The sequence below is a fragment of the Nocardioides daphniae genome (genome assembly GCF_004777465.1).
GTDB lineage: Bacteria > Actinomycetota > Actinomycetes > Propionibacteriales > Nocardioidaceae > Nocardioides > Nocardioides daphniae.
In genome coordinates this window covers 355,862-382,254 of sequence record NZ_CP038462.1, presented here as the reverse complement: position 1 = coordinate 382,254, position 26,393 = coordinate 355,862, and the positions used below count along the sequence as shown (strand labels likewise).

Sequence of the window (26,393 nt, the reverse complement as noted above, 5' to 3'; positions counted from 1 at the left end):
GCGGGAGTTGACCGATATGCGGTATGGGAAGTCGTTCGAAGGTCGCAGGTTTGAACGGTTCGGCGACGGGGAGGCTTCTCGTCAAGCGCTGGCGTCCCCGCCGGCGCACCTGACCTTTCCAAGGAGAGAACCATGGTCGTACTCGGTCTCATTCTGCTGATCCTCGGGCTCATCACCGGCCCGTCGATCCTCGTCACGATCGGCCTGATCCTCATCGTCGTGGGCCTGATCCTGAACTTCGTCCCGATCGGCGGTAGCTCCCGCAGGGTCTGGTAGTCGCAGAACATCGGGTCGTCAGAAGACCACCCCCCTCAGAAGGGCCGCACTCCCCCCGGGTGCGGCCCTTCTGCCGTGCCCGGGGCCGTGGCGCTGGCGCGGATGGTGCCCTCACGACTCCCGCATCGGCACGCGTACGCCGTGGGCGTGCGCAACCTCCTCGGCCCGCTCGTAGCCCGCGTCGACGTGGCGGATGACGCCCATCTCGGGGTCGTTGGTCAACACGCGCTCCAGCTTCTGCGCGGCCAGGTCGGTGCCGTCGGCGACGCAGACCTGCCCGGCGTGCAGCGAGCGGCCCATCCCGACGCCGCCGCCGTGGTGGAAGGAGACCCAGCTGGCGCCCGAGGCGGTGTTGACCAGGGCGTTGAGCACAGCCCAGTCGGCGATGGCGTCGGAGCCGTCCTTCATCGCCTCGGTCTCGCGGTAGGGCGAGGCCACCGAGCCGCAGTCGAGGTGGTCGCGCCCGATCACGATCGGGGCCTTCAGCTCGCCGCTGCGCACCATCTCGTTGAACTTCAGGCCGGCCAGGTGGCGCTCGCCGTGGCCGAGCCAGCAGATCCGGGCGGGCAGCCCCTGGAAGGAGACCCGCTCCTGGGCCATGGTGATCCAGCGGTGCAGCCGCTCGTTGTCGGGGAAGAGCTCGAGCACGGCACGGTCGGTGGCGGCGATGTCGGCCGGGTCGCCCGAGAGCGCCGCCCACCGGAAGGGGCCGCGGCCCTCGCAGAAGAGCGGCCGGATGTAGGCCGGCACGAAGCCGGGGAAGTCGAAGGCGCGCGCGCAGCCGCCCTTGCGGGCCTCGTCGCGGATCGAGTTGCCGTAGTCGAAGACCTCCGCGCCGGCGTCGAGGAAGCCGACCATCGCGGCGACGTGGGCGGCCATCGACGCCCGCGCCCGCTCGGTGAAGCCGGCCGGGTCGCGGCGCGCTTCCTCGTGCCAGTCGGCCACGTCGACGCCCAGCGGCAGGTAGGAGAGCGGGTCGTGCGCCGAGGTCTGGTCGGTGACCACGTCGATCGGGGCACCCATCTCGAGCAGCCGCGGGAAGACCTCGGCAGCGTTGCCGAGCAGGCCGATCGACAGCGGCTTCCGCGCGTCGCGGGCCGCCTCGGCCAGGGAGAGGGCGTGCTCCAACGAGTCGGCCTGCACGTCGAGGTAGCGGTGCTCGATGCGGCGCTCGATGCGCGACTGGTCGACCTCGACGCAGATCGCGACGCCGTCGTTCATGGTGACGGCGAGCGGCTGCGCCCCGCCCATCCCGCCGAGGCCGGCGGTCAGCGTGATCGTGCCGGCCAGCGTCCCGTGGCTGTGCGGGAAGCGGCCAGAGGCCGCGAGCCGGTCAGCCACCGCGGCGAAGGTCTCGAAGGTGCCCTGGAGGATCCCCTGGGTGCCGATGTAGATCCACGACCCCGCAGTCATCTGGCCGTACATCGTCAGCCCGAGCTCCTCGAGCCGGCGGAACTCCTCCCAGTTGGCCCAGTCGCCGACCAGGTTGGAGTTGGCGATCAGCACCCGCGGCGCCCACTCGTGGGTGCGCATCACCCCGACCGGCTTGCCCGAGGCGACCAGCATGGTCTCGTCGTCGGCGAGCGTGCGCAGCGTGCGCACGAGGGCGTCGTACGCCTCCCAGCTGCGCGCCGCACGCCCGGTGCCGCCGTAGACCACGAGGTCCTCGGGGCGCTCCGCGTTGGCCGGGTCGAGGTTGTTCATCAGCATCCGCAGCGCGGCCTCGCTCTGCCAGGAGCGGGCGCTCAGCTCGGTGCCGGTGGCGGCGTGGATCGGGAGGCGCGGGTTGCTGGTCATGCCTGCCATGCAACCGCTCCGGCGGCGGCTGGGGAAGTGAGTCGCCAGCGCCGTGCGTCTCGGATCCGAGACGGGTAGGGGCGAGTCCGAGCGTTCCACTTGTTTGAACATATGTTTTAAACATATGGTCAACCCATGACACGCGACCTCGACACCGACCCGTACCCTGCTCCCGACCACGAGGAGCCGCCCGCCGGGAGCAGCCCGTTCCGGGCCCGGCTCACCCTGATGCTGACCGCGGCCATCCCCGTGGCCGTGGCCGCGACCCTCCTGGCCGGCGCCATCGGCCGCCTCGACACCGCCCTCTTCTTCGTCGGCGTCCCGGTGCTGCTGGCCGTGGTGGTCGGCGTGATGCCGTCGGACGACAGCGGCGCGCAGCTCTTCCAGGTGATCACGGTGACCTTGCTCCTGGTCTCCGCCTTCCTCCACGAGGGCGCGCTCTGCGTGCTGATCGTCAGCCCGTTGGTCTACGGACTGGCCTTCGGGATCTGGGCGCTGGTCAAGGCGGCGCGCAGCATCGGCCACCGGATGGCCCTGGGTGGGGTGGTGCTGCTGGCCGCGCTGGAGGGGGCGCTGCCCGGCACCCGCATCAACCCGGTGCAGGAGGTGAGCGCCGAGCGCGTCGTCGCCGACGACTGCGCCCAGTTCGCCGAGGGGCTCGAGCGCGGCCCCGCCTTCGACCAGGAGGACCGCGGCTGGCTGCTGCGCCTGGCGCAGTACCCCACCCCGCAGTCGGCCGAGGGCACCGGCCTGGCGGTCGGCGACACGTGGGAGCTCGCCATGCCGATGGGTGGCATCAGCACCGTGGTCCGCGCCCGCGCCGACGACACGATCCTCTTCGACGTCACCGCCGACGACGCCCGCACCACCCGCTGGGTGACGCTGCAGGAGGGGCGCCTGAGCTGGGAGCAGACCGACGCGGGGTGCCGCGCCGAGGTGGCGATCACCTTCGAGCGCGACCTCGACCCGGCCTTCTGGTTCGGTCCGGTCAGCGACCTCTTCATGACCGCCGGGGCCGATGCGTTCCTGGCCGGGCTGGACTGACCCGTGGAGATCCTCGGCTGGACGCTGGTGGCCTGGTTCAGCAACGCCGTCCTGCTCGTGCCGCTGGTGCTGGTCCTCGTCATGGCCGTCTCCCGGCGGGCGGAGCTCGCGACCCGCGCCCCGGCCGCCTTCCTGGCGAGCCTGACCGCCTGGGTCAGCCTGCTCCTGGTCGAGCAGCACCAGCAGTGGTGGGAGTTCGGCCCCACCCCGACCGCGCTGGGCGGGATGCCGATGGAGGTCTCCCTGGGCTGGGCCCTGGCGTGGGGCGCGCTGCCGGTGGTCGCCGGCGGTCCGTGGTGGGCCTGGTTGGTCGGCTTCGCCTGGGTCGACCTGATGGCGGTGAGCATGATCCACGGCCTCGAGCTGGGCGACTCCTGGCTGGTCGGCGAGGCGCTGCTGCTGGCGGTCACGGCCGTCCCGGCGCTGGTGATCGGCCGCCTGACCGTGGCGCGTCGCTGCCTGTGGGCGCGCGTCGGGCTCCAGGCCGCCCTCTTCGGCGCCACCTTCCTGTGGCTCCTCCCCCACCTCGCCCTGGAGGCTGACGGCCTGGGGTGGCGCGACGTGGTCGACCACTCGTTGCCGGTGCGCTCGATGCTCCTCACCGCAGCGGTGCTCCTCGCCGTCCCGGCGCTCTCGGCGGTCGTCGAGCTGGGCAGGGCCGGCGGGACGCCGTTCCCCTGGGACCCACCGGCACGCCTGGTGACCACCGGCCCCTACGCGTACGTCGCCAACCCGATGCAGCTCGGCATGACCGGGCTGCTGGCCCTGCTGGCCCTGTCCTCCGGGTCGGCGCTGCTGTGGGTCGCGGTCGTCTTCGCCGTCAGCTTCTCGGCGGTGCTCGCCGAGCGCCACGAGCACCGCACGCTCAGCGCGCGCTGGCCCGCGTACGCCGCCTACCGCGCCCGGGTGCGCAACTGGCTGCCGCGGTGGCGACCCTACGTGCCGGCCCCGACGACGCTGTGGGTCAGCGAGACCTGCGAGCTCTGCGCCGCGACCGGCGCCACCCTCGACGCGCTGCACCCCACCGGGCTGGAGCGCAGGGCTGCCGAGAGCTCGCCCCGACCGCTGCGACGGATGACCTGGGAGGACGGCCACGGCACCGACTCCGGGCTCACCGCCTTCGCCCGCGCGCTCGAGCAGACCACCCTCGTGTGGGCCTGGGTGGGATGGTGGATGCGTCTGCCCGGTGTGGCGCAGGTGCTACAACTCGTGGCGGACGCCGCCGGCCTCGGACCGCGCGACCTGTCCCCCGCACGACCCGACGTACGACAAGGACCCCGATGAGCAGCGACGAGACCAGGACCGCCCTGATGGACGCGGCGGTGCGACTGACGTCGACCACCGGCACCAAGGGGCTGACCGCCCGCGGCATCGCCGGGAGGCGGGGGTCAACGCGGCCCTGGTGCACTACCACTTCGGCGGCGTCGACGGCCTGCTCCACCAGGCCTACGAGCGGGCCACGCTGACGATGATCGGCGACTACACCGCCGACCTGACCTCGGTGCGCAGCTTCGAGGAGCTCTACCGGGTGGGGGCGACGATGGCGGAGAAGGCCCGCACCGACGGCTCGGCCGCGATGCTGAGCGCGATCATCGCCGCCGCCCACACCGACGAGGCGATGGCCCGGATGCTGCACGACAACATGGCCCGGTGGAACGAGGCCGTCTCGACGGCCATCGACCGCATCCTCACGCTGCGCAAGCTCAGCGGCGCCATCGACGTGGAGGCGCTGACCGCGTCGCTGACCGCCTCGACGATCGGGATGATGACCCTGGGCTCGGTGCCGGGGCAGCCGCTCGGCGACCCGATCGCCGCCGTACGCGGCCTCCCCCCGCTGCTCGACCGCGCGATGAAGCTGGTGCCGGCGCCGCTGGCGCGGAGGATCTTCGGCGCGCTGGGCTGAACCCTCCGGGCTGAGTCGACTGGGCTGGGTCGTTCCGGCAGGCAGAACGCCGCCGTTGGCAGGACGCGCTTCCCGATCAGGCTGGGAGCCCACGCCTCCCGACGTCGAAGGACCACCCGTGCACCTGCGGATCCTGCAGCGCTTCCACCTGCCCACCTCCGAGCACCCGCGCCTGGTCGCGGAGGCACGAGCGACCCGTGCGCTGCCCGGCTGCCTCGAGTCCGAGGCGTACGGCGGGCTGCGGACGCCCGAGGAGGTCGCGGCCGTGCAGCTGTGGGAGAGCGAGCCCGCCCACGACGCGTACGCTGCCGCCGTCGCGGCCGGCGAGCTCGCCTCGCTGCCCGCGGAGCTCGCGGTCGCCGACCGGGCCCGAGGGCGGCCCGGGCGGCCGCGTTGCCGGTGCCCGCCGCGACGTCCAGGACGCGTTCGCCGGAGCGTACGTCCACGGCGTCGACAAGCACCTCGCCGAGCGGCGCGACGACCTCGCGGCCACCCGCGGGTCGTCGCCGGTCGCCCACATCGCGCGGTGCCGCTCCATGAGCGCGGTGTCGAGGGTGTAGGTGGTGGTGTCCATGGTGGTCCCCCATGCGTGGTCCAGTGGTTCGGACCACCCACGCTGCTCCGCGACGGGCGCGGCCTCCAGTTCACGATCTGTACCGCCGTTGGTTAGGGCGCTCCCGGGCGGGGTACGGCGAAGGAATGGACACTGCAGAGATCGTGTGGATCGTCGTCGCCGTCGTGGTGGTGCTCGCGCTCGTCGCGGTCATCGCCTGGCTCGCGAACAGGAAGAAGCAGCAGAAGGCCGACGCCGAGCGGAGGGAGCGGGCTGCCGAGCTGCGTCAGCACGCCGAGCGCCAGGCGCAGGTCCTGCCCGACGCCGAGCTGCGGGCCAAGGAGGAGCAGCTCAAGGCGGAGAAGCTGCGCCGCGAGGCGGAGCACGCCGAGGAGCGGGCCAAGCACGCCGAGACCGACTACCTCCAGCAGGCCGCCCGCCACGAGGACCGGCTCCGTGAGGCCGACCAGCTCGACCCCGACGGCACCGCCGGCACCCACCGCGTGGCCGACCCCGACGTGGCGCAGGAGCAGGCGGTCGCCGAGGAGACCGGTGACCGTACGCCGCACGACGACACGTCGGACGGCACCGGCTCGCACGGCACCCACCGCGCCTGAGGACGCCCGCCTCCCCCATCCTGGCTCTGGCGCGACCCGTCGCGCCGGGGTCAGGATGAGGGATGGCCACGTACAGCCAGTTCTGTCCCGTCGCCAAGGCCATGGAGCTCCTTGACGAGCGGTGGACCGTCCTCGTGATCCGTGAGCTGCTCCTGGGCAGCACCCACTTCAACGAACTGCGCCGGGGAGTGCCCCGGATGTCACCGTCTCTCCTGGCGACCCGGCTGCGCTCCCTCGAGCGCGTCGGCATCGTGGCGCGCACCGAGCTCGGCTACGAGCTGACCGAGTGCGGCCGCGACCTGCACGCCGCCGTCATGCACCTGGGCATGTGGGGGCAGCGGTGGATCAAGGACGTCGGCGACGGCGACCTCGACCCGCACCTGCTGATGTGGGACGTGCAGCGCACGGTGCCCACCCACCTCTGGCCGCCGGGCACCACCTGCGTGCTGCTCGAGTTCATCGACCTGCCCCCGCGCCGTCGCCACTGGTGGCTGGTGGTGAAGAACGGCGGGGCGGAGTCGTGCGACGTCGACCCCGGCCACGAGGTGACCGCCACGGTGCGGGTCTCGCTGCGCGACCTCACCCACGTCTGGCGCGGCGACCTCGGCTGGTCGCAGGCGCTGCGCAGCGGACGCGTCCAGGTCGACGCCCTCCCGGCGGTCGCCCGCCGCGTGCCGGAGTGGTTCGGCCAGTCGGTGCTCGCCCCGGCTCAGCCGAGCGGGGCGCCACCGGTGCCCCCGGTGCCGGCTGCGCGGAGCACCGCACCCGAGCGTACGAGGTCGACCGCGGCCTCGATCTCGGGCGACAGCCAGCGGTCCTGACCCGGCTCCGAGACGCCCGCCTCACGCAGCAGCTCGACGACCCGGCCGGTCGCCGGCGCCGGCCGCAGGGGTGCCCGCAGCTGCAGGCCGCGGGCAGCGGTCAGCACCTCGATCGCCACCACGCGGGTCAGGCCGTCGACGCTGCGACGCAGCTTGCGGGCGGCCGACCAGCCCATCGACACGTGGTCCTCCTGCATGGCGCTGGAGGGGATCGAGTCCACCGACGCCGGCACCGCGAGCCGCTTGAGCTCCGAGACGATCGCGGCCTGGGTGTACTGGGCGATCATGTGGCCGGAGTCGACGCCGGGGTCGTGCGCCAGGAAGGGCGGCAGCCCGTGGTTGCGCGCCGGGTCGAGGAAGCGGTCGGTGCGCCGCTCGGAGATCGAGGCGACGTCGGCGGCGACGATCGCCAGGAAGTCGAGCACGTAGGCCACCGGTGCCCCGTGGAAGTTGCCGTTGGACTCGACCCGGTCGCCGAGCACGACCGGGTTGTCGACGGCCGAGGCCAGCTCGCGCTCGGCGACCAGCCGGGCGTGGTCGACGGTGTCGCGGGCGGCGCCGTGCACCTGCGGCGAGCAGCGCAGCGAGTACGCGTCCTGGACGCGCGTGCAGTCCGGCGTACGGTGCGACGCGACAACCTCGGAGCCCTCCAGCAGCGCGAGGAGGTGGGCGGCGGAGGCCGCCTGGCCGGGGTGCGGGCGAACGGCCTGGAGGTCGGGCGCGAAGACCCGGTCGGTGCCGAGCAGCCCCTCGACGCTCATCGCCGCAGCGACGTCGGCGGTGCGCAGCAGCAGGTCGAGGTCGCTGATCGCCATCACCAGCATGCCGAGCATCCCGTCGGTGCCGTTGATCAGCGCCAGTCCCTCCTTGGCGGCGAGCTCGACGGGCTCCAGCCCGGCGGCGGCCAGCGCCTGCGCCGCGGGCATCAGCTCGCCGGCGGCGTCACGCACCTCGCCCTCGCCGATCAGCGCGAGCGCGCAGTGCGAGAGCGGCGCCAGGTCGCCGGAGCAGCCGAGCGAGCCGTACTCGCGCACGACCGGGGTGATGCCGTGGGTGAGCAGGTCGGCCATCAGCTGCGCGGTGGGCATGCGTACGCCGGTGTGCCCCGTCGCGAGCGTCGACAGCCGCAGCAGCATCAGCGCGCGGACCACCTCGCGCTCCACCTCGGGCCCGGAGCCGGCGGCGTGCGAGCGGACCAGCGAGCGCTGCAGCTGGGCGCGCAGCTCCACGGGGATGTGCCGGGTGGCCAGCGCCCCAAAGCCGGTGCTGACGCCGTAGGAGGGGGTCTCGGCCTCGGCGAGCGTGTCGATGACGCCGCGGGCCCGCTCGATCGCGGCGACGGCGTCGTCGGCCAGGGTCACGCCGGCGCCGTGGCGGGCGACGGCGACGAGCTCGGTGAAGGAGACAGGGCCGGTGCCGACCCGGACGTGGGGGGTGGTGGTCTGCATGGCTCCATCGTGCGTCGGGCGCCCGGGCGCGGCGGGTCACCGTTGACGCCGGGCGTCTCGGATCCGAGACTCGGCGCATGAGCCAGGTCCCCGCCGCCACGCGTACGCTCCGCGTCCTGCGCTTCCTCGCCACGCAGGCCGACCCGGTGCCGCTGGAGCGGATCATGCGCGCGGTCGACCTGCCGCGCTCGACCGCCTACCACCTGCTCACGGCGATGATCGAGGAAGGATTCGTCGTCCACCTGGCAGACGACCACCGCTACGGGCTCGGCGTCGCGGCCTTCGAGGTGGGCTCGGGCTTCACCCGGCAGGAGCCGCTGCAGCGGCTGGCCCGCCGCCCGCTCGCGGCGCTGGTCGACGCGGTCGGCCACGGCGCCCACCTGGCCGTGCCGCACGGGCGCGACGTCCTCTACGTCATCGAGGAGCGCGCGCCGGGTAGGCCGCCGCTGGTCACCGACGTCGGCGTACGCCTGCCCGCCCACCTCACCGCGAGCGGACGGGCGATCCTCTCGGCACTGCCCGCCGCCCAGGTGCGGGCGCTCTACCCCGACCGCGACGCCTTCGTCGACCGGACCGGCGTGGGGCCGCAGTCGTTGAGCGCGCTGCGCCCGCTGCTGCAGGAGACGCGGCAGCGCGGGTGGGCGACCGAGTCGGGCGAGGTCACCCCCGGCCTGGCGTCGGTGGCCGCGCCGGTGCTCGACCACAACCACCTGCCGGTGGCCGGGCTGGCGGTCACCTACCCCGACGAGGTCGCGGCAGGCGAGCAGGCGCGGATCGCGGCTGCCGTCGTACGCACGGCGGAGCTGCTGTCGCGGCGGCTGCGGGGCGTCAGTCCGTGACCGTGAACTCGCGCAGGCCGCCCGAGGCGACGTAGTCGGCGACCGGCTTGTCGAGCTCGATGCGCCAGGCACCGGCACCGGTCTCGCCCTCGGGCACGCGTACGACGCCGCACGTGAGCGGCAGGTTGTGCACGAGGAGGTAGGGGGCGGCGCCCTCCTCACCGGAGGTGCCGAACGGGTAGAGGTACGTCGTGCTGGTGTCGCCGACCACCTCCATCGGCGTCCCGACCTTGACTGCGGAGCCGGGCAGCCGGCCGGAGACGCCGACCTGGTCCAGGAGGCTCACGGCGAGGGCGACGGCCTGGTGGGTGAGGGCGCGTGGGCGAACCGGTGGCGTGGTCATCGCCACATGATGACGCAGAAAGGTTACCGCTGGGTAGTATCCATCCCACGCGCCACCGAACTGACTGTCGGACCCCCGACATAGAGTTCGTGGTGCGTGTCACGCCCGAACGAGGAGCTCCCCCACCATGCAGATCGCAGCGATCGTCATCTCACTGGCCTTCACGGTCGTGGGTGTCGCCATGACCGTGATGGCCGTCCGGCACATGCTGAGCGTCATCAAGATCGGTCAGCCGGCCTACAACCGCAGCGGCAACCCCACGGGTCGCCTGCTCACCATGCTCAAGGAGACGGTGCTCCACACGCGCATGCTCCAGTGGACGTGGGTGGGCATCCTGCACTGGTTCGCGTTCGCCGCGTTCATCGTGCTGGCCACCGCGGTCATGGGTGCGTACGGGCAGCTCTTCGACTCGCACTTCGCGCTCCCGATCTTCGGCCACTGGCCGCTCTACACCTGGATCGCCGAGTTCCTCGGCCTCCTCGGCACGCTGGCGATCGTCCCGCTGATCATCTACCGCCTGCGCAACCGTCCGTCGGCCAACGGCCGCCGCAGCCGCTTCTTCGGCTCGACGATGTGGCAGGCGTACTTCGTCGAGTTCATGGTGCTGCTCGAGTCGTCGGCCATCCTCTTCATCCGTGGCGCCGAGTACAAGCTCTTCCAGAACCACACCGACAAGGAGATCAGCGGCTGGGAGTTCCCCGTCTCGCAGCTCTTCTCCGGGCTCTGGCCCGACAGCGAGCAGGGCCTCGAGAACGTCATCTACACGATCGCGATGATCAAGATCGTCTCCGCGATGATCTGGCTGATGGTGATCTCCAGCAACCTCACCATGGGTGTCGCGTGGCACCGCTTCACCGCCTGGTTCAACATCTTCTACAAGCGTGAGGAAGACGGCGGCACCGCGCTCGGCGCGATCAAGCCGCTCGTCGTCGACGGCAAGCCGTTCACGCTGGACGCGCTCGACGACATGGACGAGGAGACCGTCCTCGGCGTCGGCAAGATCGAGGACTTCTCCTGGAAGGGCATCCTCGACTTCACCACCTGCACCGAGTGTGGCCGCTGCCAGTCGCAGTGCCCCGCCTGGAACACCGAGAAGCCGCTCTCCCCCAAGCTGCTCGTCATGGGCCTGCGTGAGCACGCCTACGCCAAGGCGCCCTACATCAACGCCGGTGGCGAGGGCTCCGAGGCCGCGACTGCGCTGCTGGAGAAGGACCCGGCCCTGGCCGGCGTCGTCAACCGCTCGCTGATCGGGAAGGGCGACCAGGACGCTGCCTCCGGCTCGACCACCGAGGTCACCGACTGGTTCTACAACCCCGAGGGCGGCGACTTCGTCATCGACGAGGACGTCCTCTGGTCGTGCACCTCCTGCGGCGCCTGCGTTCAGCAGTGCCCGGTCGACATCGAGCACGTCGACCACATCATGGACATGCGTCGCTACCAGATGCTGGTGGAGTCGAACTTCCCGGCCGAGCTCAACCAGCTCTTCAAGGGCTTGGAGGGCAAGGGCAACCCGTGGAACATGTCGCCCAACGCCCGCCTCGACTGGGCCAAGGACCTCGACTTCGACGTGCCCGTCGTCGGCGAGACCATCGAGTCGCTCGACGAGGTCGACTGGCTCTTCTGGGTCGGCTGCGCCGGCGCCTACGAGGACCGTGCGAAGAAGACCACGCGCGCCGTGGCCGAGCTGCTCAACATCGGCGGCATCTCCTTCGGCGTCCTGGGCAACGGCGAGACCTGCACCGGTGACTCCGCCCGCCGCGCCGGCAACGAGATGCTCTTCCAGTCGCTGGCCCAGCAGAACGTCGAGACGTTCAAGGAGTTCAAGGTCAAGAAGGTCGTCTCGACCTGTGCGCACTGCTTCAACACGCTGAAGAACGAGTACAAGGACTTCGGCATCGAGCTCGAGGTCATCCACCACACGCAGCTGCTCAACCGCCTCGTGCGCGAGGGCAAGCTGACCCCGATGAAGGACGGCGTCGGCGCCGCCAAGCGCTCGATCACCTACCACGACCCGTGCTACCTGGGTCGCCACAACCAGGTGTACACCCCGCCGCGCGAGCTGCTCGAGATCCTTCCCGGCGTCGAGTACGTCGAGATGGAGCGCGCCAACGAGCGGTCCTTCTGCTGTGGCGCCGGTGGTGCCCGCATGTGGATGGAGGAGACCCTCGGCGAGCGGATCAACGTCAACCGCACCCAGGAGGCCGTCGCCACCGGTGCCGACCAGATCGCCGTCGGTTGCCCCTTCTGCCGCGTGATGCTGGCCGACGGCCTGACCGCCGAGCAGGCTGCTGGCCGTGCCGACGAGGCCGTCGAGGTCCTCGACGTCGCGCAGATGCTGCTGGCCTCGGTCAAGGGCGAGCAGGCGACCAAGGCCGTACGCGGCGCGGCCCAGGAGGCTGCCGCTGCCGGCGCGACCGCCAAGTCGACCGCCAAGGGCGACGAGGAGGTCAAGGACGAGCCCGAGGTCGGGGACGTCACCCAGACCGAGAACACCGTCACCGCCCCGGACGAGGTGGGCGCGAACGCCAAGGCGTCGAGCTCGCTCTTCGACACCCCGGCTCCCGAGGAGACCAAGCCCGCTGCGGCTGCTCCGGCTGCCGGTGGCTCGCTCTTCGACGTGGCTCCGGCCGCTGAGGAGAAGGCCGAGGCCAAGCCGGCCGAGGCGAAGGCTGACCTGGGCTCCGGCTCGCTCTTCGACGTGGCTCCGGCGGCGGAGGAGAAGGCCGAGACCAAGCCGGCCGAGGCGAAGGCTGCCCCGGCTCAGGACCTCAACGCGGGTGGGTCGCTCTTCGACGTCGCCCCGACCGAGGCTCCGGCTGCGGCCCCGGCCGAGGCGAAGGCCGAGCCGGCCACGACCGAGGCTGCGCCTGCCGCTCCCGCCGCTCCGGCGCAGGACCTCAACGCCGGCGGGTCGCTCTTCGACATCGCGGCCCCGACGGAGGCTCCGGCAGCTCCTGCTGCTCCCGCCGCCGAGGCTCCGAAGGCTGAGGCCCCCAAGGCCGAGGCGCCTGCTGCGGAGGCTCCGGCTCCCGCCGCAGCTGCTCCGGCCCCGGCTGCCGCTCCCGCAGCCGCCCCGGTGGCTGGTTCGGGTGCGGTGAGCACGCCGCGTACGGACGTCGACATCCACAACGCCTCGTCGCTCTTCGACATCGAGGCGCCCGACGGCGCGGTCCAGGTCGCCGCCGGCACCGTGGCCCCTGCCGCTGCCGCTCCGGCTGCCGCTCCGGCTGATGAGGCTCCCGCTGCTCCGGCGGAGGCCCCCGTGGCTGAAGCTCCGAAGGCTGAGGCTCCGAAGGCTGAGACGCCCGCTGCGACCGAGGCTGCTCCGGCTGCTCCGCCTGCGGCCGCTGCTCCCGCAGCCGCCCCGGTGGCTGGTTCGGGTGCGGTGAGCACGCCGCGTACGGACGTCGACATCCACAACGCCTCGTCGCTCTTCGACATCGAGGCGCCCGACGGTGCCGTCCAGGTCGCCCCGGGCACCGTGGCTCCTGCAGCTCCGGCTGCTGCCGCCCCGGCCGCTGCTGCCGCCGCTCCGGTGGAGGAGGCGCCGGCCGAGGAGGCACCCGCGGCTGAGGCTCCGGCCGAGGAGGCACCCGTCGAGGAGGCACCCGCGGCCGAGGCACCGGCCACCGAGGCACCTAGCGAGGCGCCGGCCGCCCCCGCGGCGCCGGTCTCCAACGGCGAGGCGCACACGCCGCGTACGGACGCCGACATCCACGGAGCGAAGTCGCTGTTCGACCTCTGATCCGTCAGACGCAGAAGGCCGCCACCCGACCTGGGTGGCGGCCTTCTGCGTTCTGGCGAGTGTGCAGATGATGTCGCTCAGCGAAGCCCCGACGACATCTTCTGCACACTCGTGGGTGAATCGGAGGCCGCCGGGCACACACAGAGCACCGTTCTCCCCACGGCGAGCCCGGGCCACCACCGGCGACCCCTCACGCAGGCCAGCCTGCCCGTATGGAGATGCGTACGACGCGCAGCGGACAACGGGCAGGGGTGGCCTTCCTCCGCGTGACCCGCGGAGCCCACCGCCGCAAGGACGCCCCGGCGCCCGAGCTGGCCACTCTCCGGGCCTGGCTAGGGGTCCTGCCCCCGGACGCCTGCTTCACCCACGTCACTGCCGCTCGCCTGCTCGGCCTCTGGCTGCCCCCGCTGCCCGACGACCTGGTCACGGTGGTCGCCCTGCCGCCTGCCGCCCACCCCGTACGTCGTCGCGGACTGCGGGCAACCAGATCCCACCAGAGCGGGACGCCCCTCATGGCGCAGGGACTCCCGGTGGCACCCGCCGCGGACGTCGTACTGGCCCTGTGCCGCGACCTCGGCGACCTCGACGCCCTCATGGCGCTCGACTCCGCGTTGCACCAACGGTTGGTCACATCCGCCGCACTGGACCAGGTGGCCTTGCGGGGGCGCCCCGGCGCGCCACGCCTCAGGCGCCTGCTGTCGAGGGCCGACGCCCGCTCCGAGTCGCCCTGGGAGACGGTGCTGCGCGAGCTCCACCGGAGCGTGGGCGCCGACGTGACGCCGCAGTTCGAGGTGCGTGACGCACAGGGCCACTTCGTCGCCCGGGGCGACCTGCGGCTCGACGGCACTCGGGTGCTGCACGAGTACGACGGCCACCACCACCTGGAGGTCGCGCGCCAGCGCTCGGACCTGCGGCGCTCCCGGCACCTGGAGGCTGCAGGTTGGGTACGACGTGGCTACTCCGCCGTCGACCTGCTGCGTCGCCCCGAGGAGGTGCTGGCCGACGTCGACCGGAGCCTGGGCCGAGCCAGTGACCGCCGCAGGATCGACGCCTGGCACGAGCTGCTGCGTACGTCGGCACTCACTGCCGCGGGGCGGCACCTGCTCTGGCCCCGAGTGCAGAGGTGAGTGCAGTGGTGAGTGTGCAGAGGATGCCGCTCAGCCGGGTGCTACCGACATCTTCTGCACACTCGGCAGCGGACACGGACCTGCCCTGGTGACCACTCGTCGCAGCCCTCGGACTTCTCGGCGCAACTCGCTGGAGGTCCGGGGGGCTGCGTTCGTACGCTCGTCCCACGCGCGTCGACGCTGCCGCGCGCGTGGCACCGCGAGACCTGTCCCCCAGCAGGTCTCCCGCCCGCCACCGTTGACGTTTCCCCGTACCCCCACGGAGCCCCCTGTGTCGACCACGCCCGCGAACCACTCCGCCCTCACCCCGCTGCGCTTCCTCGAGCGCTCCGCCGAGGTCTTCCCCGACAAGACCGCGGTGCTGCACGGTGGGCGCAGCTACACGTACGCCGAGTTCGCCGACGAGGTCCAGTCGCTCGCGGCGGCCCTCAAGCGCGACGTCGCGCCCGGCGAGCGGGTCGCGGTGCTGACCCCCAACGTGCCCGAGTCGATCTTCGCCCACTTCGCCGCGCCCTTGGCCGGCACGGTGCTGGTCGCGCTCAACACGCGCCTGACCCGCCCCGAGATCGCCCAGATCCTCAACCACTGCGAGGCGCGGGTCCTGCTCGTCGACACCGAGCTGGTCGAGCGCGTCGAGGGCATCCGCGAGCTGGTCCCGGCGCTGGGCAAGGTCGTCGAGGTCAACGACTCCGAGTCGGGCCTGGCGCCCTCCGGCAGCGCCGAGGTCACCGGCGACTACGCGTCGTACGTCGCGTCCCCCGTCGAGCAGCCGCTGCCCTACGAGGTCGCCGACGAGCAGGGCGTCATCTCGATCAACTACACCTCCGGCACCACCGGCACCCCCAAGGGCGTTATGTACTCCCACCGCGGCGCCTACCTGGCGTCGATGGGCTCGGTCGTGCACAACCAGTTCACGCCGGAGTCGAAGTACCTGTGGACGCTGCCGATGTTCCACTGCAACGGCTGGTGCACCGCCTGGGCCGTGACCGCCGCCGGCGGCACCCAGATCTGCCTGCGCGAGGTGCGCGCCGAGGCCGTGTGGCACGCGATCGACGACCTCGGCACCACCCACATCTGTGGCGCCCCGGCCGTCTGCACCACGATCGCCGGCGCCGAGCAGGCCCACGCCCTCGACCGCCCGCTGCGCATCACCACCGCCGGCGCCCCGCCCGCCCCGACCGTGATCGCGGCGCTCGAGGAGATCGGCATCCACGTCGTCCACGTCTACGGACTGACCGAGAGCTACGGCCCCTTCACGATCTGCGAGCACCAGGAGGGCTGGCCCACCTTGGCCGCCTCCGAGCGCGCCAACCTGCTCTCGCGCCAGGGCGTCGGGATGGTCCAGGCCGAGCGTGCCCGCGTCGTCGACCTCGACATGAACGACGTGCCGGCCGACGGCGAGACGATGGGCGAGATCGTGCTGCGCGGCAACAACATCATGCTCGGCTACTTCCGCAACCCCGACGCCACCGAGGAGGCCTTCCACGGCGGCTGGTTCCACACCGGCGACCTCGGCGTCATGCACCCGACGGCTACATCCAGGTGCGCGACCGGGCCAAGGACATCGTGATCTCCGGCGGCGAGAACATCTCCACCGTCGAGGTCGAGCAGGCGCTGCTGCGCCACCCGCAGATCGTCGACGTCGCCGTGGTCGGCGTGCCCGACGAGAAGTGGGGCGAGCGGCCCGCGCCTTCGTCATCACCGAGCACGGCGCCGAGCTGACCGTCGCCGAGGTGGTCGCCACGCCCGCGAGTGGATCGCCGGCTACAAGGTGCCGCGCGACATCGTCTTCGCCGACGGCCTCCCGCGCACCTCCACGGGCAAGGTCATGAAGCACGAGCTGCGCAAGGTCTGACCCAAGGCCCACCCCGCCTCCCCCAGCAGGGGGACCCCGGACGGCGCGCGTCACCGCGGCGGACTCCCCACGACCGCCGACCCCGGAGACGCAGCGCCACGGCCCCCGCGGACTCGACACGCATCCCCTCCCCCCGCCGTGTCGAGGAACCCGCGGGGGCCACCTCTTCGTCTGAGGTGGCCCACCCAGGGCGAATGAGTACCTGCACGGATCTGCCGGCCTGCGCCGGCGGGCCACTGTGGTGCGCATGGACAAGAACTCGCCCTCCGCCAAGAACACCCAGGCCTTCTTCGTGCAGGCCGTCATCGCCTTCACGTCGCCCTCCTCGGCGTCGCATGGGCAGTGCTCTTCCTCCCCCTCGACCCGTGGGCGCGCGCCTTCCTCGGGATGACGTCGCTCTTCCTGGTCTCCTCGACCTTCACGCTCGCCAAGGTCGTGCGCGACAACCAGGAGAACCAGGCCGTGCACCACCGCCTCGACCAGGCGCGCATCGACCGTCTGCTGGCCGAGCACGACCCGTTCAAGCAGGTCGCCTGAGTCAGGACTTCATCGCGACACCGCGCCGCCAGTAGCCCATGAAGGCCACCTGACTGCGGTCGAGCCCCTGCTCCTTGACCAGGTAGCGACGCAGGCTGGTCACCGTGCCGGCCTCGCCGGCGATCCAGGCGTAGAGCTCCGCGGTGTCGGCCACGCCCTCGACCTCCTCGCCCGAGGACGACCAGGTCGGGGTCTCCCAGAGCCCCTCGTCGACCTCGGACGGCTCGTCGAGCGGGGTGCCGCTGCCACCGACGTACGCCGTCACGGCCGCGGTGAGCGCCTCGCCGTGCGGTCGCCCCTCGCGGGCCAACCAGGTCACCTCGACACCGTCGGGGGCCGTGCAGCCGAGCACGTCGGCGGCGTACGGCACCTCCATGAAGGCGGCGCCGGTGGTGCCGGCCGGAAGGTGCTCGAGGATCGCGCAGATCGCGGGCACGGCGGTCTCGTCGCCGACCAGGAGCAGCTCGGCCCCGGCGGGGGGCACGAACTCGATGCCCCCGAAGGGGACGCCACGACGCGGCAGCATGACGACCGCGCGGTCGCCGACGCGGGCAGCGGTCGCGAAGTCGGCTCCAGGCCCGCTGACGCCCTCGTGGACGACGACGTCCACCACGACGGTGGTGCCGACGCCCTCACCGCGCACCTCGCGCACGGTGTACGTCCGCATGTGGCCGCGCTCCTCGACCGGAAGATCCCGCCAGGTCGCCATCCAGCTGGCGTCGGCGCGGGAGACGTCGGAGAGGGCGCCGCCCTCGTGCGGCACGACGAGCTTGAAGCGCTGGTCCCACCACGGGTCACCGTCGACGGGCTGGCCGACGTCGGCGAGGCCGTCGCCGGCGAGCTCCAGGCGTACGAAGCTGGGCGAGAGCCGCTCGACGGAGCTCACGACCACCTCGGTCAGCACCAGGGGCAGCGGCTCGACGGCAGTCTCTTCGGTGGCGGCGCTCATGACCTTCTCGCTCTCGCGACGACTTGTAGGTCGTCCCCCCGGGCCGCGTGGCGTGGCAACCGGAGCGACCCGGGGAAGTTCGGGGGCCGGACAGTGCCCGGATCTGTTAGGTAAGCCTAACCTGAGCCGGGGGGTGTCGCGCAAGGGCGAGAAGAGAAGTGTCAGCCGATCTTCGTGCGGTGGAAGTTCGCGTACGACCGCGACGGCGTCGGGCCGCGCTGACCCTGGTAGCGCGAGCCGTACTTCTCCGAGCCGTAGGGGTGCTCCGCCGGCGAGGTGAGGCGGAAGAAGCAGAGCTGGCCGATCTTCATGCCCGGGTAGAGCTTGATCGGCAGCGTCGCGACGTTGGCCAGCTCCAGCGTGACGTGGCCCGAGAAGCCCGGGTCGACGAAGCCGGCGGTGGCGTGGGTGAGCAGGCCGAGGCGGCCCAGCGACGACTTGCCCTCGACGCGCGCGGCGATGTCGTCGGGGAGCGAGCACACCTCGTACGTCGACCCGAGGACGAACTCGCCCGGGTGCAGGATGAAGGGCTCGTCGCCCTCCGGCTCGACCATCCGGGTGAGGTCGGACTGGTCGGCGGCCGGGTCGATGTGCGGATAGCGGTGGTTCTCGAAGACGCGGAAGAAGCGGTCGAGGCGGATGTCGATGCTCGACGGCTGGAGCATCTCCGGGTCCCAGGGGGTGATCCCGATGCGCTTGGCGTCGAGCTCTGCCTTGATGTCGCGGTCTGAGAGCAGCACGGTGGCACCCTACCCGCGAGGGCCGTGGCGCGCGGGCTTGCGTCGACACCCGAGAATGGGACCCATGAGCTTCAAGCGCTACGTGGCCCTGGGCGACTCCTTCACCGAGGGCGTCGGCGACGACGACCCCACCCGACCCAACGGCCTGCGCGGCTGGGCCGACCGGGTGGCGGAGCACCTGGCCACCCTGGACGACGACTTCCGCTACGCCAACCTGGCGATCCGCGGGCGCAAGCTGCCCCAGATCATCGACGAGCAGGTCCAGCGCGCGGTCGACCTCGCCCCCGACCTGGTCACGATCCACGGCGGCGGCAACGACGTGCTGCGGCCGAAGGTCGACATCGACGCGCTCGCACGCGCGTACGACGAAGCCATCGTCGAGCTGCGGCGCACCGGCGCAAGGGTCGTCATGTTCACGCTCTTCGACCCGGGCGCCGGCGGCATCTACGGCCCCGTGCGCGGCCGGATGGCGATCTTCAACGAGTGGGTCCGCGAGATCGCCGACCGGCACGACGTGACCGTGGTCGACATGTGGCGGATGCGCGGCGTCGACCTGGTCACCCATATGGACGACGACCGCATGCACCTCAACGCGGCGGGCCACCAGTACATGGCGATGCAGGTGCTCGATGCACTCAACATCGGCCACACGCTGGAGCGGATCGAGGTCGCCCCGCCACCGGTGCTCACCCGCAAGGAAGCGCTCGTCGAGAACGCGCGCTGGACCAAGGAGTTCCTCGGACCCTGGATCCACCGCCGGCTGACGGGGCGCTCGTCGGGCGACACCGTCTCGCCCAAGCACCCGACCTTGGAGCGCATCGGCTAGCATTCCGAGCAGCCGGGCCCAGCCCGGTGTTGCGGACGTAGCTCAGTTGGTAGAGCGCGACCTTCCCAAGGTCGATGTCGCGAGTTCGAGTCTCGTCGTCCGCTCCAGATCGACGTGAAGATGGCGGAAGGTCCGAGTCACCAGGTGACCCGAACCCTCCGCCATCATCCGATTTCAGGCGTCACTCCACCTGCTGGATGAGCAGGCTGGTCGAGCCCTGGAGGACGATCGCACCGAGCAGGCCGTACGCCTGCAGGCTCAGCGTGTCGCCCGCCGCCAGGGTGACGAACGCCTCCTGGGAGAAGGACGCCCGGGAGGTGGTGCCATTGAGGTTCAAGGAGTCCACCGGCAGGCCATTGACCAGGACCCTCGTGCTGAGCAACGTGGAACTGGTGATGTCCACCTGGTAGGAGACCCGGTAGGTGCCGGACCTCATCACGGTGTGCTGCGCGGCCGAACCAGACGTGGCGATGTTGCGCGCGATCCCACCCTGCGGCAACGGCAGGTCGGTACCAGCGAGCACGACGGCGACCGTCGTCCCCGGAGTCGCGTTGCGGCTCATGTAGTCCCCGCCGGAGCCGCTGGGCCCCTGGGGGCCGGTCGCGCCGGTGTCGCCCTTGTCCCCCTTCTCGCCGGCCGGACCAGGAACTCCGGGGTCGCCCTTGTCGCCCTTGTCGCCCTTCTCGCCGGCCGGACCAGCAACGCCCGGGTCACCCTTCTGTCCCTTGATGTTGGTCAGCAGGCTCCAGGCCGACGCGCCCTTGCGGTGCACGTTGCTCGTGGCGTCGTCGAGGTAGAGGTCGCCCTCAGCACCGAGGGCGTTGTCGGGCGCGCCGCTTCCGGCGTACCAGGTCGCCCCGTCGAGGCCGTCGTCACCGGCGTCGCCCTTCTCGCCGCGTACGCCCTGCAGGTTCACGCGGAAGGTCCAGGCGCCGGCGTCCTTCTGGTACGCCTGCCCCGTCGCGGTGTCGAGGTACCAGTCGCCGTCCTCGCCCTGACCGGCCACCGGGGCGGTCGAGCCGCTGAGCCACACGCTGCCGGCGGCGCCAGCCGCGCCCGTAAGGCCGGTCGCGCCCGTCGCGCCGGCAGCTCCGGTGTCACCCTTGTCGCCCTTCGCGCCGGTGTCACCCTTGTCGCCCTTCGCGCCGGTGTCACCCTTGTCGCCCTTCGCGCCGGTGTCACCCTTGTCGCCCTTCGCGCCGGTGTCACCCTTGGCGCCGGTGGCTCCGACCGGACCCGCGGGACCAGTCGCACCCGTCGCACCCGTGGCGCCGGTGTCGCCCTTCGCGCCAGCATCACCCTTGTCGCCTTTCGCGCCGGTGGCACCGACCGGACCCGCGGGACCAGCCGCACCGGCGTCGCCCTTGTCACCCTTGTCGCCCTTCGCACCGGTCGCACCGGCCGGACCGGTGTCGCCCTGGACGCCGCGAATGTTCACCACGAAGCCCCACGCGCCGCCCTCGAGCGTGTAGACGTCGTTGCTGCGGGTGTCCAGGTAGAAGTCGCCATCCTTCGCACCAGCAGTGCTGGCCGGGGCGCCGACACCGGAGAGCCACGTCGAGCCGGGCGCGCCGGGCTGACCGCGCAGCGCAGCACGGGCAGCGAGGGTGAGGTCGTTGGCCTGCACGGTCCGGTCACCGATCACCCGGGTGTTGACCGCGCCGGTGGCCAGGTCGCGGGCCTTGATCGTGCGGTCCTCGATCTGGGCGCTGGTGATCAGGCTCCCTGCCATGGCGCCGCCGGTGCCGGAGGCGAGGACCAGGGCCAGGGCACCAGCCACGAGGGGGGTCCGACGGCCGAGCGCACCTCCCATGGCGCGAAAGCGGTCGCGGGGTCCGACCTGGGGGTCATCCTGAGGGGTGTGGGTGCTCACGGTCTTCCTTCTTCTGTCGATGCGCCCGGGGGATCGAGCGCGCCTCGTCACGGACGAGCATTCGAACGCGAACACCGGGCCGACACGCGGAAAACTCGGAAACTGTCCAGAGTTGATCACTGTCCCGCGCGGATTGCGGTGGAGACAACGACGCGGTGGATTGCGGGCACCTGATGACCTCAACCCACCGCGTGCACGCTTCGGACGCAGGTCAGTCCGCGCAGACGTCCGTCTCGCGCGGCGTGCTCGCGGAGAACTGCGCCACCTTGTCGTCGGCGAACCACACGAAGTAGCTGTCCTGGTTGACGGCCACTCGAGCTCGGTCTGGCCGTCGTCGTCGATCGACTCCTTGTCGGGAGCGCCCAACCACTTCTCGACGTCCTTGCGGGCGGAGCCGACCTCGACCTGGCAGAAGGCGAGGTTGAGCTCCTCGGCCTCCTCCTTCGCCCACCCGATCGACCCCCACGCCCGCGCCGCCGCCGTCTACACGATGTGGTTCTCGTCCCTCTTCGCGGCGCGCGAGCGACAGCGCGGCGTCGACCTGCCCACCGACGAGGGCACGGGCGTGACCGGGATGGCGACCCTCGACCGCCTCACCAGCGGCGAGCTCTGAGCCCCCGCGTAGCGTGACTGCCGTGGACTTCAACGGCTTCCCGACCGCAGCGCTCGACTTCTACGACGACCTCGAGATGGACAACTCGAAGGCGTTCTGGGAGGAGCACAAGGGCGTCTACCGCGACGCCGTACGTCGCCCGTTCGAGGCGCTGATGGCGGCGCTCGAGCCGCAGTTCGGCACCGCGAAGATCTTCCGGCCCTACCGCGACGTGCGCTTCGCGAAGGACAAGACGCCGTACAAGACCCACCAGGGCGCGTTCGTGGCGGTGGCCCCGGCGACGGGCTGGTACTTCGAGCTCTCCCCCCGCGGTACGCGGGTGGGTGCCGGCTTCTACGAGGCGTCGGGTCCGCGGCTGGCAGCGGTGCGTGAGGCGATGGCCGACGACAAGGACGGGCCGGCACTGGCGCGGCTGCTGAAGAAGTACGAGAAGGACGGCTGGGAGGTCGGCGGTGACCGCCTCAAGACCGCACCCCGAGGCTTCACCGCTGACCACCCGCGGATCGAGCTGCTGCGCCACAAGCAGCTCTTCGTCGGGCGCCCCTACGGCTTCGAGGCCGACGCGATCGGCGCCGACCTGGTGGAGCGCGTACGCAGTGACTGGGAGTCGCTGCGTCCGTTGCTGACCTGGCTCACGACCAGGCCGAAGGCCGACTGACGGATCAGTGCGGCTGCCAGGCGTCCTCGTCGGCGGTCCGCGAGGTGACCGCGTCGGGGAGCTCGGCGGTGGCGAGCTGAGCGATCGAGACCTGCTCGAAGACGTCGCGCAGCGAGCGGCGGGCGGCGATCCATACGTGCTGGAGGACCTCGGCGGAGTCGTTGTACTGCACCGACTCGGGGCGCAGGCCGTAGACGGAGACGAGCGGGCCGTCGACGGCGCGGATCACGTCGGCGACGGAGACCGCGCTGGCCTCACGAGCCAGGCGCCAACCGCCGGACTGCCCGCGCTGGGAGACCACGACGCCGGCCTTGCGCAGGTCGGCGAGGATGGCCTGGAGGAAGCCGTGCGGGATCTCCTGGCGACGACCCAGCTCCTCCGCGCTGACGGGACGACCGTCGTTGCTCGCGGCCATCTCGATGAGGGCACGCAGGGCGTAGTCGGACTTGGCGGAGACGCGCATGGGGTCAGTGTGTCAGATCAGCCTGCGGCTGGGACGCGTACGTCGTCGTCCAACTCGCCGACGGTCGACGGCTGCGCGGCGCGCCGGGAGAGGCGCTCGTTGCGGATGGCGACACCCAGGGCGGTCATCCAGACCACGAAGACGACGGCCATCAGGGTCCACACGGTGGTGGAGGTCGCGTCGAACGAGAGCGCCAGGGTCCGGCTGTTGGTGGAGATGATCAGCCCGCCGGCCGCCACACCGAGGATCCGGGCCGGGAGGTGGCGCACCAGCATGGCGGCGAGCGGCGCGGCGAAGACGCCGCCCACCAGCAGCGCGATGGCGTAGCCCCACTCGATGTTCGACGCACCCAGACCCGCGAGGAAGCCCAGGGACCCGCCGACGGCGACGACGAACTCCGAGGTGTCGATCGAGCCGATCACCTTGCGGGGCTCGAGCCGGCCCGAGGAGAGCAGGGTGGTGGTGCCGACCGGGCCCCAGCCGCCGCCGCCGATCGAGTCGAGCGCGCCTCCGAAGAGACCCATCGGGGCGAGGAAGCCCGCGGAAGGGCGTCCCTTGAAGGTCGGGCGACGCCCACCCAGCACCAGGAAGCGCCACACCACGTAGAAGCCCAGGGCAAGAAGGATGCAGGCCACGATCGGCTTGGCCACCTCGCCGTCGAGGTTCACCAGCAGGGTGGCGCCGAGGAAGGCGCCGACGAAGCCGGGGCCAGCCAGGATCCCGACCGTGCGCCAGTCGACGTTGCCGAGCCTGTGGTGGCTGAAGCCAGAGACCAGCGAGGTGCCGATCTCGGAGAAGTGCACGGCGGCCGACGCCGCCGCGGGAGCGACTCCGGCGGCGAGCAGCAGCGTCGAGGAGGTGACCCCGTAGGCCATGCCCAGGGAGCCGTCGATCAACTGGGCGAGGAAGCCCACCAGTCCGAGGACGATCAGTTGCCGCATGTGCCCATCCGTATCGCGAAACCTGTATTGCCTAACTAACCCGAAATAGTAAACATTGATGAGTTTGGTTCAGTCAAGCGCAGCGCCCGCTCAGGCTGCGCGCAGGGGTGGACGTGTCGCGCGCCACGGCGCAACCCTGTGCGTCGAGTTGCACACATCACCGGATTGCGTGTTGCGCGGGGGCGATTCTCAAGGCACAATCTAAGTTACTGACTGGTAGCACCGCAGGGATCCCCGCGTAAGCCGCCCGTCGATTCACGGACAAGACCCGCCACCGAGGCGCGGTTCGAACGGATAGGAACAGGTGGGGCAGTGAGCCACTACAAGAGCAACCTGCGCGACATCGAGTTCAACCTCTTCGAGGTGCTCGGCCGCGACGAGATCCTCGGCCAGGGACCCTTCGCCGAGGTCGACGGCGACACCGCTCGTGAGGTGCTGGCCGAGGTCGAGCGCCTCTCCCGCGAGGACCTCGCCGCGTCGTACGAGGACAGCGACCGCAACCCGCCCGTCTTCGACCCCAAGACCAACGCCGCCCCGCTGGGCGACTCCTTCAAGAAGTCGTACCAGGCGTGGATGGACTCCGAGTTCTGGCGCCTGCAGATCCGCGAGGAGCTCGGTGGCACCCCCGCCCCGCCGTCCATCGTGTGGGCCCTGGGCGAGATGGTGCTCGGCGCCAACGCCCCCGTGTGGATGTACGCCGCTGGCGCACCGTTCGCCGGCGTCATCTGGAACAACGCCAACGGCGTGGAGCGCGACAAGCGCATCGCCGAGATCATGGTCGAGCGCCAGTGGGGCTGCACCATGGTCCTCACCGAGCCCGACGCCGGCTCCGACGTGGGTGCGGGCCGCACGAAGGCCACCCCCAACGAGGACGGCTCGTGGAACGTCACCGGCGTGAAGCGCTTCATCACCTCCGCCACCAACGACATGACCGAGAACGTCATGCACCTGGTCCTCGCCCGCCCCGAGGGCGTCGAGGGCGCTGGCGGCCCCGGCACCAAGGGTCTCTCGCTCTTCTGGATGCCCGAGTGGCACTTCGACCACGAGACCGGCGAGCTCACGGGTGAGCGCAACGGCATCTACGTGACCAACGTCGAGCACAAGATGGGCATCAAGGTCTCCAACACCTGCGAGGTCACCTTCGGCGACCCGCAGGTCGGTGGCGGCGAGCCCGCCAAGGGCTGGCTCGTCGGCGAGGTGCACGACGGCATCGCGCAGATGTTCGACGTCATCGAGAACGCCCGCATGATGGTCGGCACCAAGGCCATCGCGACCCTGTCGACCGGTTACCTCAACGCGCTGGAGTACGCGAAGTCCCGCGTCCAGGGTGCTGACCTCACCCAGTCGGCCGACAAGACCGCCCCGCGCGTCACCATCACGCACCACCCCGACGTGCGCCGCTCGCTGATGACCCAGAAGGCGTTCGCCGAGGCCATGCGCTCGCTGGTCCTCTACACCGCCACCTGGCAGGACGAGGTCTACCTGGCCGAGCACGAGGGTCGCTCCGACTCCCCCGAGGCCAAGCTCGCCGTCGCGGTCAACGACCTGCTGCTCCCGATCGTCAAGGGATACGGCTCGGAGCGTTCGTGGGTGCTGCTCGGCACCGAGTCGCTCCAGACCTTCGGTGGCTCCGGCTTCCTGCAGGAGTACCCGCTCGAGCAGTACGTGCGTGACGCCAAGATCGACACGCTGTACGAGGGCACCACGGCCATCCAGGGCCAGGACTTCTTCTTCCGCAAGATCGTGAAGAACCAGGGCGCCGCCCTGGGCCACCTGGCCAAGGAGATCGAGGCCTTCATCGGCTCCGCCGACGCCGACGAGCGCCTCAAGGTCGAGCGTGGCCTGCTGGCCAAGGCCCTCGAGGACGCCAACGCGCTGGTCGGTCACATGATCAACGACCTGATGTCCGCGCAGGAGGACATCAAGAACATCTACAAGGTCGGCCTCAACACCACCCGCGTGCTGATGGTCCTCGGCGACGTCGTCTGCGCCTGGCTCCTCCTCAAGGGTGCCGAGGTCGCGCTCGCCAAGCTCGGCGGCGACGTCTCCGCCAAGGACAAGGCGTTCTACGAGGGCAAGGTCGCCGCTGCGTCCTGGTTCGCCACGCAGAACCTCCCGAAGATCTCCTCCGAGCTCGCGATCGCCCAGGCGACCGACAACTCGATCATGGAGATCGACGAGGCTGCGTTCTGATCTGACGTACGACGCAATGAAGGGCCGCACCCGTGGGGATGCGGCCCTTCGGCGTTGGTGGGGCGGCATTGGATCAGCCCCGAACACCCGTAGGTGGAGTTCTGCAGTCGCCTGGCGGCTGGAGAACTCCAGCTAGTGGGATGCGCTCGCGCTGAGACTTCACCTGCCGACGGAGTCTCTTCTTGGCACGGGGAGGGCTCTCAGCCAAAAGGCCGCGGCCCCGCATGGCTCT

The 26,393-nt window shown here is 71.3% G+C and carries 25 protein-coding genes and 1 tRNA gene; 18 read left to right on the top strand and 8 right to left on the bottom strand.

From position 1 onward, the window contains the following. Nucleotides 1-132: 132 nt before the first annotated feature. Entirely contained in the window at nucleotides 133-276 is a 144-nt protein-coding gene (locus E2C04_RS17970) for a hypothetical protein (RefSeq protein WP_170213479.1), read from the top strand. Nucleotides 277-387: 111 nt separating this feature from the next. On the opposite strand, the gene hutU is transcribed toward E2C04_RS17970, so the two are convergent. Continuing rightward, on the bottom strand, nucleotides 388-2,073 hold the full coding sequence (gene hutU / locus E2C04_RS01885) for a urocanate hydratase (protein ID WP_135831322.1): 1,686 nt from the start codon (nucleotides 2,071-2,073) through the stop codon (nucleotides 388-390). Nucleotides 2,074-2,208: 135 nt separating this feature from the next. On the opposite strand from hutU, the gene E2C04_RS01880 reads away from it, so the two are divergent. The 6 genes from E2C04_RS01880 to E2C04_RS01855 all read left to right on the top strand — a co-directional run bounded on the left by E2C04_RS01880 (nucleotide 2,209) and on the right by E2C04_RS01855 (nucleotide 7,011). After that, nucleotides 2,209-3,117 (top strand): hypothetical protein, encoded by a 909-nt coding sequence (locus E2C04_RS01880; RefSeq protein ID WP_135831321.1) that lies wholly within the window; start codon nucleotides 2,209-2,211, stop codon nucleotides 3,115-3,117. A gap of 3 nt (nucleotides 3,118-3,120) precedes the next feature. Continuing rightward, nucleotides 3,121-4,401 carry a methyltransferase family protein gene (locus E2C04_RS01875; protein ID WP_135831320.1) on the top strand — a complete coding sequence of 427 codons (1,281 nt, stop codon included), beginning with the start codon at nucleotides 3,121-3,123 and terminating at the stop codon, nucleotides 4,399-4,401. A 118-nt stretch (nucleotides 4,402-4,519) separates the two neighbouring features. Beyond that, complete coding sequence (locus tag E2C04_RS01870) at nucleotides 4,520-5,020, top strand: TetR family transcriptional regulator C-terminal domain-containing protein (protein WP_135831319.1); 501 nt, start codon at nucleotides 4,520-4,522, stop codon at nucleotides 5,018-5,020. Nucleotides 5,021-5,138: 118 nt separating this feature from the next. Further along, entirely contained in the window at nucleotides 5,139-5,690 is a 552-nt protein-coding gene (locus tag E2C04_RS21755) for an antibiotic biosynthesis monooxygenase (RefSeq protein WP_371870073.1), read from the top strand. 29 nt (nucleotides 5,691-5,719) lie between these two features. After that, nucleotides 5,720-6,190, top strand: coding sequence for a hypothetical protein (locus E2C04_RS01860; RefSeq protein ID WP_135831317.1), 471 nt, complete (start codon nucleotides 5,720-5,722; stop codon nucleotides 6,188-6,190). 62 nt (nucleotides 6,191-6,252) lie between these two features. Continuing rightward, on the top strand, nucleotides 6,253-7,011 hold the full coding sequence (locus E2C04_RS01855) for a winged helix-turn-helix transcriptional regulator (RefSeq protein ID WP_135831316.1): 759 nt from the start codon (nucleotides 6,253-6,255) through the stop codon (nucleotides 7,009-7,011). On the opposite strand, the gene hutH is transcribed toward E2C04_RS01855, so the two are convergent. Then, nucleotides 6,900-8,459, bottom strand: a complete 1,560-nt coding sequence (hutH, locus tag E2C04_RS01850; protein WP_135831315.1) for a histidine ammonia-lyase — start codon at nucleotides 8,457-8,459, stop codon at nucleotides 6,900-6,902. The genes E2C04_RS01855 and hutH overlap by 112 nt on opposite strands. A 77-nt stretch (nucleotides 8,460-8,536) precedes the next feature. Here hutH and E2C04_RS01845 point away from each other — a divergent pair, with 77 nt between their 5' ends. Next, nucleotides 8,537-9,298 (top strand): IclR family transcriptional regulator, encoded by a 762-nt coding sequence (locus E2C04_RS01845; protein ID WP_135831314.1) that lies wholly within the window; start codon nucleotides 8,537-8,539, stop codon nucleotides 9,296-9,298. Here E2C04_RS01845 and E2C04_RS01840 read toward each other — a convergent pair. Then, nucleotides 9,288-9,641 carry a hypothetical protein gene (locus tag E2C04_RS01840; RefSeq protein ID WP_135831313.1) on the bottom strand — a complete coding sequence of 118 codons (354 nt, stop codon included), beginning with the start codon at nucleotides 9,639-9,641 and terminating at the stop codon, nucleotides 9,288-9,290. The two genes, E2C04_RS01845 and E2C04_RS01840, sit on opposite strands and share 11 nt — an antisense overlap. A 127-nt stretch (nucleotides 9,642-9,768) precedes the next feature. Here E2C04_RS01840 and E2C04_RS01835 point away from each other — a divergent pair, with 127 nt between their 5' ends. The 5 genes from E2C04_RS01835 to E2C04_RS01820 all read left to right on the top strand — a co-directional run bounded on the left by E2C04_RS01835 (nucleotide 9,769) and on the right by E2C04_RS01820 (nucleotide 16,905). After that, nucleotides 9,769-13,386, top strand: coding sequence for a (Fe-S)-binding protein (locus E2C04_RS01835; protein ID WP_135831312.1), 3,618 nt, complete (start codon nucleotides 9,769-9,771; stop codon nucleotides 13,384-13,386). Between the two features lie 212 nt (nucleotides 13,387-13,598). Then, complete coding sequence (locus E2C04_RS01830) at nucleotides 13,599-14,513, top strand: hypothetical protein (protein ID WP_145965126.1); 915 nt, start codon at nucleotides 13,599-13,601, stop codon at nucleotides 14,511-14,513. A gap of 271 nt (nucleotides 14,514-14,784) precedes the next feature. Then, nucleotides 14,785-16,083: an AMP-binding protein gene (locus E2C04_RS01825; RefSeq protein ID WP_202977852.1), complete on the top strand. Its 1,299-nt coding sequence runs from the start codon at nucleotides 14,785-14,787 to the stop codon at nucleotides 16,081-16,083. Continuing rightward, entirely contained in the window at nucleotides 16,056-16,235 is a 180-nt protein-coding gene (locus tag E2C04_RS18380; RefSeq protein WP_202977851.1) for an AMP-binding enzyme, read from the top strand. Before E2C04_RS01825 ends, E2C04_RS18380 begins: the two co-directional genes overlap by 28 nt. Before the next feature lie 475 nt (nucleotides 16,236-16,710). Further along, nucleotides 16,711-16,905: a YiaA/YiaB family inner membrane protein gene (locus tag E2C04_RS01820; protein WP_229721356.1), complete on the top strand. Its 195-nt coding sequence runs from the start codon at nucleotides 16,711-16,713 to the stop codon at nucleotides 16,903-16,905. A 1-nt stretch (nucleotide 16,906) separates the two neighbouring features. Here the strand turns inward: E2C04_RS01820 and E2C04_RS01815 are convergent, their stop codons facing one another. Together E2C04_RS01815 and dcd are read right to left on the bottom strand one after the other, a co-directional pair. Next, entirely contained in the window at nucleotides 16,907-17,854 is a 948-nt protein-coding gene (locus tag E2C04_RS01815; RefSeq protein ID WP_135831309.1) for a siderophore-interacting protein, read from the bottom strand. Between the two features lie 161 nt (nucleotides 17,855-18,015). Continuing rightward, the gene (dcd, locus tag E2C04_RS01810; protein WP_135831308.1) at nucleotides 18,016-18,594 is read right to left on the bottom strand and encodes a dCTP deaminase; all 579 of its coding nucleotides are present in this window, start codon (nucleotides 18,592-18,594) and stop codon (nucleotides 18,016-18,018) included. Between the two features lie 64 nt (nucleotides 18,595-18,658). On the opposite strand from dcd, the gene E2C04_RS01805 reads away from it, so the two are divergent. Beyond that, nucleotides 18,659-19,420, top strand: a complete 762-nt coding sequence (locus E2C04_RS01805) for an SGNH/GDSL hydrolase family protein (protein WP_135831307.1) — start codon at nucleotides 18,659-18,661, stop codon at nucleotides 19,418-19,420. Between the two features lie 31 nt (nucleotides 19,421-19,451). Beyond that, nucleotides 19,452-19,527, top strand: a tRNA-Gly gene (locus tag E2C04_RS01800). A 74-nt stretch (nucleotides 19,528-19,601) separates the two neighbouring features. On the opposite strand, the gene E2C04_RS01795 is transcribed toward E2C04_RS01800, so the two are convergent. Beyond that, on the bottom strand, nucleotides 19,602-21,293 hold the full coding sequence (locus E2C04_RS01795) for a BclA C-terminal domain-containing protein (RefSeq protein ID WP_158630555.1): 1,692 nt from the start codon (nucleotides 21,291-21,293) through the stop codon (nucleotides 19,602-19,604). Nucleotides 21,294-21,642: 349 nt separating this feature from the next. Here E2C04_RS01795 and E2C04_RS01790 point away from each other — a divergent pair, with 349 nt between their 5' ends. Next, the gene (locus E2C04_RS01790) at nucleotides 21,643-21,906 is read left to right on the top strand and encodes a hypothetical protein (protein WP_135831305.1); all 264 of its coding nucleotides are present in this window, start codon (nucleotides 21,643-21,645) and stop codon (nucleotides 21,904-21,906) included. Nucleotides 21,907-21,928: 22 nt separating this feature from the next. Further along, nucleotides 21,929-22,564 carry a DUF2461 domain-containing protein gene (locus E2C04_RS01785; protein WP_135831304.1) on the top strand — a complete coding sequence of 212 codons (636 nt, stop codon included), beginning with the start codon at nucleotides 21,929-21,931 and terminating at the stop codon, nucleotides 22,562-22,564. Nucleotides 22,565-22,568: 4 nt separating this feature from the next. Here the strand turns inward: E2C04_RS01785 and E2C04_RS01780 are convergent, their stop codons facing one another. Together E2C04_RS01780 and E2C04_RS01775 are read right to left on the bottom strand one after the other, a co-directional pair. Beyond that, a complete protein-coding gene (locus tag E2C04_RS01780) occupies nucleotides 22,569-23,027 on the bottom strand; it encodes an RrF2 family transcriptional regulator (RefSeq protein ID WP_135831303.1) in 459 nt (152 codons plus the stop codon). A 17-nt stretch (nucleotides 23,028-23,044) separates the two neighbouring features. Then, nucleotides 23,045-23,968 carry a sulfite exporter TauE/SafE family protein gene (locus E2C04_RS01775; RefSeq protein WP_135831302.1) on the bottom strand — a complete coding sequence of 308 codons (924 nt, stop codon included), beginning with the start codon at nucleotides 23,966-23,968 and terminating at the stop codon, nucleotides 23,045-23,047. 312 nt (nucleotides 23,969-24,280) lie between these two features. Here E2C04_RS01775 and E2C04_RS01770 point away from each other — a divergent pair, with 312 nt between their 5' ends. After that, nucleotides 24,281-26,161, top strand: a complete 1,881-nt coding sequence (locus tag E2C04_RS01770; protein WP_135831301.1) for an acyl-CoA dehydrogenase — start codon at nucleotides 24,281-24,283, stop codon at nucleotides 26,159-26,161. The last annotated feature ends 232 nt before the right edge of the window (nucleotides 26,162-26,393 follow it).